Below are 12,834 nucleotides of genomic sequence, written 5' to 3' on the forward strand. Positions count from 1 at the left end.
AATTAAATTAAGGTATCTTTGGCAATCCCCGCGAACGCGGCGAAATACTCGGGGAAGGTCTTCGCCACGCATTTCGGGTCCATGATGCGCATTTCATTGCCGCGGCGGGCGGCGCCGTCCAGCGAAGCGAGCGAAAAGCACATGGCCATGCGGTGGTCGTCATACGTGTCGATGGTGGCCGCCTGGATCTCGGCCGGCGGCGTCACGCGCAGGTAATCCGCGCCCTCTTCCACTTCGGCGCCCAGCTTGCGCAGTTCCGTGGCCATGGCCGCCAGGCGGTCCGTTTCCTTCACCCTCCAGCTGGCGATATTGCGCAAGGTGCTCGTGCCATCCGCGTACAAGGCGGCCACGGCGATCGTCATGGCCGCGTCGGGAATATGGTTGAAATCCATGTCGACGGCTTTCAGCACGCCGTTCGAACGCGCCTCGATCCAGTTCTCGCCCATGGTGATGGTCGCGCCCATCTGCTGCAAGGCTTCGACGAAGCGCACGTCGCCCTGGATGCTGTCGCGCCCCACGCCTTCCACGCGCACGGGACCGCCGCCGATGGCGCCGGCCGCCAGGAAGTAGGACGCCGACGAGGCGTCGCCTTCCACGTGGATGGTGCCCGGGCTCTGGTACTGCTGACCCGGCTGCACGGTGAACGACTGCCAGCCGTCATGCTCGACCGTCACGCCGAAGCGGCGCATCAGGTTCAGGGTGATCTCGATGTAGGGCTTCGAGATCAGCTCGCCCGTGACGTCGATGGTGACCGCATGGTCGCGCGCCATCAGCGGCGCCACCATCAGCAAGGCCGTGAGGAACTGGCTCGACACGTTGCCGCGCACGGCGATGCGCTGCGCGTGGATGTGGCCGCGGCGGATGCGCAGCGGCGGGAAGCCCTGCTCGCCCGTGTATTCGATCTGCGTGCCGACGGCGTTCAGCGCGTCGACCAGGTCGCCGATGGGGCGCTCGTGCATGCGCGACACGCCGTGCAGCGTGTAATCGCCGCCGATGACGGCCAGCGCCGCCGTCAGCGGGCGGATGGCCGTGCCGGCATTGCCCATGAACAGGTCAGCAGCATGGTGCGGGAAGACGCCGCCGCAGCCTTCCACGTGGTGGATCTGGTGCGCCGTGGCCGGATCGCCCTGCAATTCGTCCTGCGTCCATTTCACGCCCAGCGACGTCAATGCCGTGAGCATGACGAAGGTGTCGTCGGAGGCAAGCAGGTCGACGATCTTGGTCTTGCCCTTGGCCAACGCGGCCAGCAGCAGCACGCGGTTGGAAATGCTTTTCGAACCGGGCAGACGCACCGTGCCTTCGACGTGCATCACCGGCTTCAAATCGATATGGTGGGGGTAGTGCTTGGTCTGGGTCATGCTGGAATCCTTCAATTATTGTGTGGGCGCGGGCGCTTCCGCCGTTTCGATCGCCTCGATCCATTGCTGCCGGGCGTGCTGGGCGTTCGCATACACGCCCTCGATGGCGGCGCCGTCGCCAGCGGCCAGGTGGGCGCGCAAGGTCGTCAACTGCGCCAGGTAGGCGTCCAGTTCGTGCAGCAGCGCCGGCTGGTTGGCCAGGCTGATGTCGCGCCACATTTCCGGCGATGAGCCGGCGATGCGCGTAAAGTCGCGAAAGCCGCTGGCCGCGTATTGAAATAGCAGGCCCGCGTGGGGCTTGTTGGCGATGTCGTCGACCAGCGCAAAGGCCAGCAGATGCGGCAGATGGCTGACGGCGGCAAACACCTTGTCATGTTCTTCGGGGCTCAAGGCGTGCAGGATGGCGCCGCAGGCGCGCCAGGCGGCCGCCACGCGTTCCACGTCAGGCGCGGCGTTTTCCGCCAGCGGCGTGAGCACCACTTTCTTGCCTTGATACAAATCAATGATGGCCGCATCGGGGCCATTCGTCTCGCGTCCCGCGATCGGGTGGCCGGGAACGAACTGGCCCGCCTTGCCTCCCAGCGCCGCGCGCGCGGCCGCCACCACGTCGCTTTTCGTGCTGCCCGCGTCGGTGACGACGGTGCCCGGCTGCAGGTGCGGCGCGATGGAGGCGAGGATGGCCCCCGTCTGCGCCACGGGCGCGGCCAGCAGCACCAGGTCGGCGCCCGCGATGGCCGTGGCCATGTCGCCGCCGATCTCGTCGATGATGCCCAGCTCCAGGGCGCGCGCCATCGAGGCCGGCGAACGGCCCATGCCGACCACCGTGGCGACTGCCCCCGCGTGCTTCAGGGCGCGCGCGAACGAGCCGCCGATCAGGCCTACGCCGAAGATGACGATTTTTTTCAGTGCAGGCGTCGTCATGGCGTCAGGCCAGCGCTTTCGTCAGCGCCGCGATGAAGATGGCGTTTTCCTGCGGCAGGCCGATGGAAATGCGCAGCCATTGCGGCAAGCCGTAGCTGCCCACGGGGCGCACGATGACGCCCTGCTTGAGCAGCGCCAGGTTCACGCGCGCGCCCGCCTCGTCGTCGTCGCCCACCTTCACCAGCACGAAATTGCCGTGCGATGGCACGTATTCCAGGCCCAGGGCATCGAACGCCTCGGTGAACTGCTGGTAGCCGGCCGCGTTGTTGCGCGCGCTCTGCTCGAGGAATTCCTTGTCGTTCAGGGCGGCGATGGCGGCCGCCTGCGCCAGCGAGTTGACGTTGAACGGCTGGCGGATGCGGTTCATCAGGTCCGTCAGCGCCGGCTGGGCGATGGCGAAGCCGATGCGCAGGCCAGCCAGGCCATACGCCTTCGACAAGGTGCGCGAGACCACCAGGTTCGGATACTGGCGCACCCATGCCGTCGACTCGTACTGGTCTTCAGCCGAGAGGAATTCGTTGTAGGCCTCGTCGAGCACGACGACGACGTGCGCCGGCACTTTTTGCAGGAAGGCTTCCAGCTGCGCCGCCGACAGGAAGGTGCCGGTCGGGTTGTTCGGGTTGGCGATGAAGACCAGGCGGGTGTCGTCGGCAATCGCCGCCGCCATGGCGTCGAGGTCATGGCCGTAGGCTTGCGCCGGCACGACGATGTGGCGCGCGCCCAGGCCTTGCGTGGCCAGCGCGTACACGGCAAACGAGTATTGCGAGTACACGACGGACTGGCCATGCTCGACAAACGCGTGCGCGGCGATTTCCAGGATATCGTTGCTGCCGTTGCCCAGCGTGATCCAGTCGGCCGGCACGTCATAGCGCTTGGACAATACGGCTTTCAGGTCGAAGCCGTTGGCGTCCGGATAGCGGCCCAGGTCATCGATGGCGGCGATCATCGCCTGCTTGGCCGATGCCGGCATGCCGTACGGGTTTTCATTCGACGCCAGCTTGACGATGGCTGCCTCGTCGAGGCCAAATTCACGCGCAACTTCCGCGATCGGCTTGCCGCTCTGGTAAGGGGCGATGGCGCGGACGTATTCAGGACCGATATTTTTAGACATGGTGTTCTTTAAAAGTTGGTGAATGATTAGGCTGGTGGCTGTTGTTGGGTTACGCTGCGCTAACCCAACCTACAGCTTACCGTAGGTCGGATTAGCGCAGCGTAATCCGACACCAGTCAACGAAGTCACAGACTGACCGGATACGACCCCAGCACCTTGAAGAACGCCGCATTGCCCTGCAGTTCGGCCAGCGCCTGGGCGACGGCTGCGTCGTGCACGTGGCCTTCCACGTCGACATAGAAATAATACTCCCAGCTGCCCATGCGCGCCGGGCGCGACTCGAAGCGCGTCATCGACACGCCATGCTTGGCCAGGGGCGCGAGCAGCTGGTACACGGCGCCCGCCTTGTTCGGCACGGCCAGCACCAGCGAGGTCTGGTCCTTGCCCGACGGCGCCGTCTGCAAGGTGCCGACGACGGCAAAGCGCGTGCGATTGTGCGGGTCGTCCTGGATATGGCCTTTCACCACGCCCAGCTTGTACTGCGCGCCCGCCAGTTCGCTGGCAATCGCCGCCACCGTGCCATCCTCGCCGGCCAGGCGCGCCGCTTCGGCGTTCGAGGCCACGGCGCGGCGCTCGATGTGCGGGTAGTTCTGGTTCAGCCACACCTGGCACTGCGCCAGCGCCTGCGAATGGGCGCAGATGGAGGTCACGCCATCCATGTTGCCGCTCTTCGTCATCAGGCTGTGGTGCACGGCGATCGATACTTCGCCGCTGATGATGAGGCTAGTCTGCAGCATCATGTCCAGGGTGCGGTTGACGGCGCCTTCCGACGAATTCTCGATGGGCACAACGCCGAAGTCCGCCGTTCCCGCCTCGGCGGAGCGGAACACTTCGTCGATGGACGCGCACGGCAAGCCTTCGACGGCGCTGCCGAACTGCTGGTAGACGGCTTGTTCGCTGAAGGTGCCGGCCGGGCCCAGATAGGCCACGGTGACGCGTTTTTCCAGCGAGCGGCAGGAGGACATGATTTCGCGGAAGATGGTCTGCACTTCGCGGTCGCCCATGGGGCCGGGATTGCGCTCGGCCACGCCGCGCAGCACCTGCGCTTCGCGCTCGGGGCGGAACACGGGCGCCTGCGTTTCGGCCTTCACGTGGCCCACTTGCTGGGCGATCTGCGCGCGGCGGTTCAGCAAGTCGAGGATTTGCGCGTCGATCGCATCGATCTGTTCGCGCAGCGGTTTCAGTTTATCGGTCATGGTTGGTTTGTTTCGTCAGCTGTACTTCAATCATTGCCGCGCGGCCTGCGCCGGCGGCGGGCCGGCGCGGTCGCTTAAGCGACTCAGCGTCCGGCAAACTCGTTCAGATAATTCACCAGGGCTTGCACGCCCTCGATCGGCATCGCGTTATAGATCGATGCACGCATGCCGCCGACGGACTTGTGGCCCTTCAGTTGCAGCAGGCCGCGCTGTTTCGCGCCGGCCAGGAATGCGTCGTTCAAGCTTTCGTCGCGCAGATAGAACGGGATGGTCATGCGCGAGCGGTATTCCGGGGCGACCCGGTTCTGGTAGAAGTCGTCCGCATCGAGCGCCGCGTACAGCAGCGCCGCTTTCTCAATATTACGCTGTTCCATGGCTGCCACGCCACCCTGGCGTTTGAGCCACTGGAAAACCAGGCCGGCGATATAGATGCCGTAGGTGGGCGGCGTGTTGTACATCGACTCATGTTCGGCCACGATGCTCCAGTCGAAGGCCGACGGGCAGATCGGCAGCGCCTTGCCCAGCAGGTCTTCGCGCACGATGACCAGCGTCAGGCCGGCCGGGCCGATGTTTTTCTGCGCGCCGCCGAAAATCACGCCGTATTGCGATACATCAATAACCCGCGACAGAATGTGCGAGGACATGTCGGCCACGATGGTGGTCCCCGCCGGCACGTTCGGCGCCTGCTGGAATTCCACGCCATCGATGGTTTCATTGGTGCAGATGTGCAGGTAGGCGGCGCCTGGCGTCAGCCGCCAGTCCGATACGGCCGGCACATGCGTGAAACCGGCCGCCTGCGACGATGCCGCCACGTTGACGTTGGCGTACTTGGCCGCTTCCTTGATCGACTTGCCGGACCAGGAGCCCGTGTGCACGAAGTCGATGGTGGCCGGCTGCGTGGCGCCATGAGCCACCAGGTTCATGGGGATGATGGCATTTTCGCCCAGGCCGCCGCCCTGCAGGAACAGGATCTTGTAGTTCTCGGGCACGGCCAGCAGCTCGCGCAGGTCGGCCACGGCCTGTTTGTAGATGGAGATGAACTCGGGACCACGGTGGCTCATTTCCATCACCGACATGCCGCTGCCATGCCAGTCCTGCATCTCAAAGGCCGCTTGCGCCAGCACTTCCTTGGGCAGGACGGCCGGGCCGGCGGAGAAGTTGTAGATTTGGGTCACGATACGGTCCTTGGCAAAATGAAAATTATTGGGGCGGCTGCGTGGCCGCCCGCATGACTTGCTCCAGCACGGCATTGACGCGCGGGATCAGCACGCGCTGGCTGATGGCCATCGATTCGGCCGACAGCTGCGGCATGGTGGCCAGCATCTTGCGCCCCAACGGCGTCTTGTAGAAGGCCGTCAGCTGCTCGACTTCCGGCACCGTGTAATAGCGCGCGTACAGGGGCACCATCTCGGCGCTCAGCTCGTCGATCAGGGTCGGGTCGGCCAGCACCTGCGTCAGGGTGGCGACGGCGACGGGAATCTCTTCCTCGGCACTGGCCAGCGCGCGCGCCTTGCGCTGCTCGTCGAGCCGCGGATCGGTATTGATTTGCTGCTGCGCCGACTGGCGGATCATTTCAGGCACCGATTGCAGCATCTGGTCGAAGATGCTGCGCGTGAGCTGCGGGAACTGCATCGCCTCGAGCATGCGCCGCACGGCCACTTTCATGGCGGGGCTGGGCGCGGCCTGGCGGGCCGGCGCGGCTTGCGTGCTCTGGGCCAGGGCCGGCAGGGTGGCAAGAAAGGCCAGCGAAAACGCGGCGAAGAAGGTGGCGACGATTTTTCTCATGGCATGCGGGACTTTACAAAAGCGGGGAACAACTTGAAATAGGCTGGCTGGCGCCGCAACGGGCACGCCAACAGCAATTGGGGCTCCTCGCGGAGCCCCAATCATCTTACTCCGGCTGGGCCGGGTCGGCCGGATCGGCTGGTTCGGCCGCCGCCGGCGCGGCATCCGTGCCCGCCTCCGTCGTCAGCTCGACTTCATCGATATCCGTCTCCACCACGCGCTGCAGGCCGGACAGCTTGGTGCCGTCTTCCACGGCGATCAGGGTCACGCCCTGCGTCGCGCGGCCCATCTCGCGGATTTCCGACACACGGGTGCGGATCAAGACGCCGCCGGTGGTGATCAGCATGATTTCATCGCTGGTATCGACCAGGGTCGCGGCAACCACTTTACCGTTGCGCTCGCTGGTCTGGATGGCGATCATGCCTTTCGTGCCACGGCCGTGGCGCGTGTACTCGGTGATCGGCGTACGCTTGCCGTAGCCGTTCTCCGTGGCCGTCAGCACCGACTGCTGCTCGTTCTCGGCCACCAGCAGGGCGATCACGTGCTGGCCCTCTTCCAGGTTCATGCCGCGCACGCCGCGCGCCGTGCGGCCCATCGGACGCACGTCGTTTTCGTCGAAGCGCACTGCCTTGCCCGAATCGGAGAACAGCATCACGTCGTGCTGGCCGTCGGTCAGCGCGGCGCCGATCAGGAAGTCGCCGTCGTCCAGGTCGACCGCGATGATGCCGGCCTTGCGTGGATTGCTGAAGTCCTTCAGCGGCGTCTTTTTCACGGTACCCAGGCTGGTCGACATGAAGACGTAATGGTCTTCCGGGAAGGTGCGGTTCTCGCCCGACAGCGGCAGGATCACGGTGATCTTTTCGTTGTCCTGCAGCGGGAACATGTTGACGATAGGCTTGCCGCGCGAGTTGCGCGAGCCTTGCGGCACTTCCCACACCTTCAGCCAGTACATGCGGCCACGGTCCGAGAAGCACAGGATGTAGTCGTGCGTATTGGCGATGAACAGCTGGTCGATCCAGTCTTCCTCTTTCGTCGCCATGGCCTGCTTGCCGCGCCCGCCGCGCTTCTGCGCACGGTATTCGGTGATCGGCTGCGCCTTCATGTAGCCCGTGTGCGACAGGGTCACGACCATGTCCTGCGGCGTGATCAGGTCTTCCGTTTCCAGGTCGGTGGCATTGAGTTCGATCTGCGAACGGCGCACGTCCTTGTTGCCGGCGCCGTATTCGTTCATCGCCAGGGTCATTTCATCGGTGATGATGACGGTGACGCGCTCCGGCTTGGCCAGGATGTCGAGCAAGTCGGCGATGTGCGCCATGATGTCCTTGTACTCGTTGACGATCTTGTCCTGCTCCAGACCGGTCAGGCGCTGCAGGCGCATCTGCAGAATTTCCTGCGCCTGGTCGTCCGACAGCTTGTACAGGCCATCCGTCTGCATGCCGTAATGCTTCGGCAGGTTTTCCGGACGGTAGGCATCCACGCCGCCCGGCGTCGTGCCGTCGCCCGTGCGCGCCAGCATTTCGCGCACGACGGACGAATCCCAGGCCTTGGCCATCAGCTCGACCTTGGCGATCGGCGGCGTCGGCGCGGCCTTGATGATGGCGATGAAGTCATCGATATTGGCCAGCGCGACAGCCAGGCCCTCGAGCACGTGGCCCCGTTCGCGCGCCTTGCGCAGTTCGAACACGGTGCGGCGCGTCACCACTTCGCGGCGGTGCGACAGGAAGCATTGCAGCATCTGCTTGAGGTTCAGCAGTTTTGGCTGGCCATCGACCAGGGCTACCATGTTCATGCCGAAGGTGTCTTGCAGCTGAGTCTGCTTGTACAGGTTGTTCAGCACCACTTCCGGCACTTCGCCCCGTTTCAGCTCGATCACCACGCGCATGCCCGACTTGTCGGACTCGTCGCGGATGTCGGAAATGCCGTCCAGCTTCTTGTCGCGCACGTTTTCGGCGATGCGCTCCAGCAAGGACTTCTTGTTCACCTGGAATGGCAGTTCGTCGACGATGATGGCGATGCGGCCGCCATCCTTGCCGTATTCCTCGAAGTGCGTCTTGGCGCGCATAACGACGCGGCCGCGGCCCGTGCGGTAGCCGTCGCGCACGCCCGAGACGCCGTAGATGATGCCGGCCGTCGGGAAATCGGGCGCGGGGATTAGTTCGATCAATTCATCGATCGAGCAGTCCGGGTTGCGCAGCACGTGCAGGGCGCCGTTGATGACTTCGGTAATGTTGTGTGGCGGAATGTTCGTCGCCATGCCCACGGCGATGCCGGAAGAGCCGTTGATCAGCAGGTTCGGGATACGCGTCGGCAAGACCGTCGGTTCCTTTTCCTTGCCGTCATAGTTGGGCTGGAAGTCGACCGTGTCCTTGTCGATATCGGCCAGCAGTTCGCTGGCGATCTTGTCCAGGCGGCACTCCGTGTAACGCATGGCCGCGGCGCCGTCGCCGTCGACGGAACCGAAGTTGCCCTGGCCATCGATCAGCATGTAGCGCAGCGAAAAATCTTGCGCCATGCGCACCAAGGTGTCGTAGATCGAGGCATCGCCGTGGGGGTGGTATTTACCCATGGTTTCGCCGACCACGCGGGCGCACTTGACGTAAGGGCGGTTCCACACGTTGTTCATTTCATGCATCGCGAACAAGACGCGGCGGTGCACTGGCTTCAAGCCATCGCGCGCATCCGGCAAGGCGCGCCCGACGATCACGCTCATGGCGTAATCGAGGTAGCTCTTGCGCATCTCTTCTTCGAGGGAAATAGGAATTGTTTCTTTTGCGAATTGATCCATTGGCGGTTCGACTGATCTCAGGCTGTGGTTAACTTATCTGCTACGCAATGTATGACGCAATACTGCATATCCTGGGTGGCTGCTAGGGCGGAGTGCCGCGCAAAAAAATGGCCGGGACAGTGACAAGGCCGCTAGCCGTACCATTCGGTCCGTCCAGCCCATGCCGCGCTACCGTGCACTTTTTGTTTAGCACTCTTAACAGCCAAGCGCACGATTTTAGCATGCGCGCCCGGCTACCTGTACAAATTGGCCAGACGGGCAATATTGACAGTTTGCACCGGCGCCGTGCGGGCTTGCCTGTCGATAATGCACAATGGCAATACCAGTTCAAGTCCTCTGCCCTAAAAAGAGGCAAAAAAAGCGATCAATTGTTACAGACGCGTTACAAATGAGCATTTCCGTTGCGTGAAAACAACGTGCGGTCTAAAATCGGGCAAGCTTTGATTTAACCACGGTCGTGTGCCCCTGATGCGTGTGGCAAAATGACTGGGAAGTTAATTGCTAGTTTCGCAATCTGAAACGAGCGCATATGGTCTACATGATAAAATCTTGGCACGTAGCACCAGTAGCGCAGTGTTGTTCTGCGGATATCACCCCCCGAAAGGAAAAAAGAATGAATAAATTTGTAACGCTGTTTTTCGCTGCATCCGCAGTGATTGCTGGCTCGGCTTCGGCCCAAACCCCAACCTCCCCACCGTTCGCGCCAGTTACCACTGACATCAAAGCACCAAGCCCAAAAAGCGCTTACGTGCAAGATGCTCGCGGCGTGATCGTGCGTGACCCATTCGGCCTGTGCTGGCGTACCGGTTACTGGACACCTGCTGACGCGGTGCCAGGTTGCGACGTTCCCCTGTGCGTAGAGCCAGAAACTCTGCAAGACGGCAAATGCGTGGCTCCACCTCCGCCACCAGCACCACCAGCACCAGCGCCAGTCGTCGTGGTACCAGTACCAGTCGTCGTAGCTCCTACCTCGGAAAAAGTCAGCTTCGCTGCTGATGCATTCTTCGATTTCGACAAAGCTACGCTGAAGCCAGAAGGCAAAGCCAAGCTGGACGAGCTGACCGCACAACTGGGCGGCATCAACCTGGAAGTCATCATCGCCGTGGGTCACACCGACTCCGTCGGCACCGATGCTTACAACCAAAAACTGTCGGTACGTCGTGCTGATGCTGTCAAATCCTACCTGGTTTCCAAAGGCGTTGAAAGCAACCGCGTGTACACCGAAGGCAAAGGCGAAAAGCAACCAGTGGCTAGCAACGCTACCGCTGAAGGCCGCGCTAAAAACCGTCGCGTGGAAATCGAAGTTGTCGGTACCCGCAACAAGTAATAGCTGAGCCCCCTGGACTTGCCGCAAGTTATCGCGCAAGTCAAGGACAGCAGGAAAAAACCCCGCCACGGCGGGGTTTTTTTTCGTCCGTGGCTGCCCAATTGTGAAATTGCCGCTATTATTCGACCTATGAACGCCGACCCTCTTGAAATCCAAAAATTCAGTGAGCTGGCCCACCGCTGGTGGGACCCCACTTCCGAGTTTCGTCCCCTGCACGAAATTAACCCCCTGCGCCTGGAATGGATCAACGCGAAGGTGCCGCTGGCCGGCAAGCGCGTGATCGACATCGGCTGCGGCGGCGGCATCCTGGCCGAATCGATGGCCCGCAAGGGTGCCGACGTGACGGGCATCGACCTGTCCGACAAGGCCCTGAAAGTGGCCGACCTGCACAGCCTCGAATCGGGCGCCAAGGTACGCTACAAGCTGATCGCCGCCGAAGCCATGGCCGAGGCCGAGCCGGGCCAGTATGACGTCGTCACCTGCATGGAGATGCTCGAGCACGTGCCGGACCCCGCCGCCATCGTCCAGGCCTGCGCCGCGCTGGTGAAACCGGGCGGCCACGTCTTCCTGTCGACCCTGAACCGCAACCCGAAAGCCTACCTGTTCGCCATCCTGGGCGCCGAATACGTGCTGCGCCTGCTGCCGAAAGGCACGCACGACTATGACAAATTCATCACCCCGGCCGAACTGTCGCAATACGTGCGCAGCGCCGGCCTGGATGTCAACAGCATGCGCGGCATGGGCTACAATCCATTGACCAAGATTTACTCACTTAATAGCGATACCAGCGTCAATTATTTGGTGGCCTGCACCCGGCCCTTGTAACCATCACGCACAAAACAAGGCGGCTACGGCCGCCATTTTTCATTCCCACTTGACACATTTGCCCGCCATGACCACCGACCACCTGCCAGCCCCGCGCGCCATCCTGTTCGACCTCGACGGCACCCTGGCCGACACCGCGCCTGACCTGGCGGCGGCCATCAATCTGCTGCGCGCGCGCGCAGGCCTGGCGCCAACGCCCTACGACATCCTGCGCCCCACCGCCTCGGCCGGCGCGCGCGGCATGATAGGCGCTTCCTACGGCGTCCAACCGGGCGAAAGCGGCTACGAAGCCCTGAAAGACGGCTTCCTCAACAACTACGAAGCGGCGCTGGCCGTGGAAAGCCGTTTGTTCGACGGCATTCCCCTGCTGCTCGACGGCCTGAGCGCCCTGGGCCTGGCCTGGGGCGTCGTCACCAACAAGGCCGCCCGCTTCACGGAGCCGCTGGTCGGCCAGATCGGCCTGGGCGCCGCCGGCTGCGTGATCTCCGGCGACACCATGGCGCACCCGAAACCCCACCCCGCCCCCCTGCTGGAAGCGGCGCGCCGTCTGGAGCTGGCGCCGGAAGACTGCTGGTACGTGGGCGACGACCTGCGCGACATCCAGGCCGGCCGTGCCGCCGGCATGCGCACGGTCGCCTGCGCCTGGGGCTACTGCGGCCCCGTCGAACCGCAACACTGGAACGCCGACCACCTGCTGGACACGCCGCAAGCCCTGCTGGAATTGGTGAGCACGGTAGTCAAGGCAGCACAGGCGCGGCAGCTGGCGGCGTGAGGGCTTGAAACTGCCGCCAGCTGGCCGTAGATGCATCACTGCGAATGCATCATGCAAGAGTGTGAAGATTGCGCTACAATGAAGGTTCTGTGGGGACGACCTGGTTTCGACGTGGGTTGCAAAGCAGCGCAGGGCATACCGAGGGCTGGCTACCTCGTAAATACACCCAGAAAAAACTTAACTGCAAACGATAACTCGTACGCACTGGCAGCTTAATCGCTGTTAGCTCTAGAACACCTCGTCCCTGGGGTGGGCCGTCAAAAGCTCTAGAGTCATTTACAGGGACTCGTCGTATGCTGGGTTACTTAGCGTCCGACTAAATAATAGGTAACTCGCTTGCCCATAACGTGCACATCCGTGCTGGCTGAGTTAAATTAAATGATAGTGCTAAGTATGTAGAACTGTCTGTGGAGTGCTTGCGGACGCGGGTTCGATTCCCGCCGTCTCCACCACTGAATAAATAAAAGGGCTTCCCCGTCTTGGCGGGGAGGCCCTTTTTATTTATTCCATGCATGCAGAATGCGGGCATCAAAGCCGCGTCCGGTACGGACGCGGGGGTTTTGCGGGACTTCGGCAAGCGCAGCTTGGCGCCGCAAAACCGGGTTGCGCTTGCAAGCGCAACCCTCTCCGATTCGTCCGACCAGGTTTACGCCGCAGGCGGTTTTTCCTAAAGACAACCTTAGCGGCTCAGGCTGTGTACGAATGCCGGACCTGACCCTCGCTCCTCCGTTGGTTGTTCAGGCTGCATACGAAT

Annotated in this window: 10 protein-coding genes and 1 other RNA gene; 4 read left to right on the plus strand and 7 right to left on the minus strand. The window is 62.8% G+C overall.

Annotated elements, in window-relative coordinates; genetic code table 11:
* Window positions 1–2 precede the first annotated feature (2 nt).
* The 7 genes from aroA to gyrA all read right to left on the minus strand — a co-directional run bounded on the left by aroA (window position 3) and on the right by gyrA (window position 9,156).
* Window positions 3–1,358, minus strand: a complete 1,356-nt coding sequence (aroA, locus tag AC07VL_RS18905) for a 3-phosphoshikimate 1-carboxyvinyltransferase (RefSeq protein WP_494807196.1) — start codon at window positions 1,356–1,358, stop codon at window positions 3–5.
* Between the two features lie 15 nt (window positions 1,359–1,373).
* Complete coding sequence (locus tag AC07VL_RS18910; RefSeq protein ID WP_494807197.1) at window positions 1,374–2,279, minus strand: prephenate dehydrogenase; 906 nt, start codon at window positions 2,277–2,279, stop codon at window positions 1,374–1,376.
* Window positions 2,280–2,283: 4 nt separating this feature from the next.
* Window positions 2,284–3,390 (minus strand): histidinol-phosphate transaminase, encoded by a 1,107-nt coding sequence (gene hisC / locus AC07VL_RS18915; RefSeq protein WP_494807198.1) that lies wholly within the window; start codon window positions 3,388–3,390, stop codon window positions 2,284–2,286.
* Between the two features lie 125 nt (window positions 3,391–3,515).
* Entirely contained in the window at window positions 3,516–4,586 is a 1,071-nt protein-coding gene (pheA, locus tag AC07VL_RS18920) for a prephenate dehydratase (protein WP_494807199.1), read from the minus strand.
* 83 nt (window positions 4,587–4,669) lie between these two features.
* Window positions 4,670–5,761, minus strand: a complete 1,092-nt coding sequence (gene serC / locus AC07VL_RS18925) for a 3-phosphoserine/phosphohydroxythreonine transaminase (RefSeq protein ID WP_494807200.1) — start codon at window positions 5,759–5,761, stop codon at window positions 4,670–4,672.
* 25 nt (window positions 5,762–5,786) lie between these two features.
* Window positions 5,787–6,371 (minus strand): DUF2059 domain-containing protein, encoded by a 585-nt coding sequence (locus AC07VL_RS18930; RefSeq protein WP_494807201.1) that lies wholly within the window; start codon window positions 6,369–6,371, stop codon window positions 5,787–5,789.
* A gap of 106 nt (window positions 6,372–6,477) precedes the next feature.
* The gene (gene gyrA, locus AC07VL_RS18935; RefSeq protein WP_494807202.1) at window positions 6,478–9,156 is read right to left on the minus strand and encodes a DNA gyrase subunit A; all 2,679 of its coding nucleotides are present in this window, start codon (window positions 9,154–9,156) and stop codon (window positions 6,478–6,480) included.
* Between the two features lie 613 nt (window positions 9,157–9,769).
* Between gyrA and ompA the strand changes: the two genes are divergently transcribed.
* From ompA to ssrA, 4 genes are all read left to right on the plus strand, one after another.
* Window positions 9,770–10,483, plus strand: coding sequence for an outer membrane protein OmpA (gene ompA, locus AC07VL_RS18940; RefSeq protein WP_290605993.1), 714 nt, complete (start codon window positions 9,770–9,772; stop codon window positions 10,481–10,483).
* Between the two features lie 129 nt (window positions 10,484–10,612).
* Window positions 10,613–11,308 carry a bifunctional 2-polyprenyl-6-hydroxyphenol methylase/3-demethylubiquinol 3-O-methyltransferase UbiG gene (ubiG, locus tag AC07VL_RS18945; RefSeq protein ID WP_290608814.1) on the plus strand — a complete coding sequence of 232 codons (696 nt, stop codon included), beginning with the start codon at window positions 10,613–10,615 and terminating at the stop codon, window positions 11,306–11,308.
* Between the two features lie 67 nt (window positions 11,309–11,375).
* Window positions 11,376–12,080 carry an HAD family hydrolase gene (locus tag AC07VL_RS18950; protein ID WP_494807203.1) on the plus strand — a complete coding sequence of 235 codons (705 nt, stop codon included), beginning with the start codon at window positions 11,376–11,378 and terminating at the stop codon, window positions 12,078–12,080.
* Between the two features lie 91 nt (window positions 12,081–12,171).
* Window positions 12,172–12,532, plus strand: a transfer-messenger RNA (tmRNA) gene (gene ssrA / locus AC07VL_RS18955).
* Window positions 12,533–12,834 lie beyond the last annotated feature (302 nt).

It is taken from the genome of Janthinobacterium sp. GW821-FHT03C08, assembly GCF_059420905.1.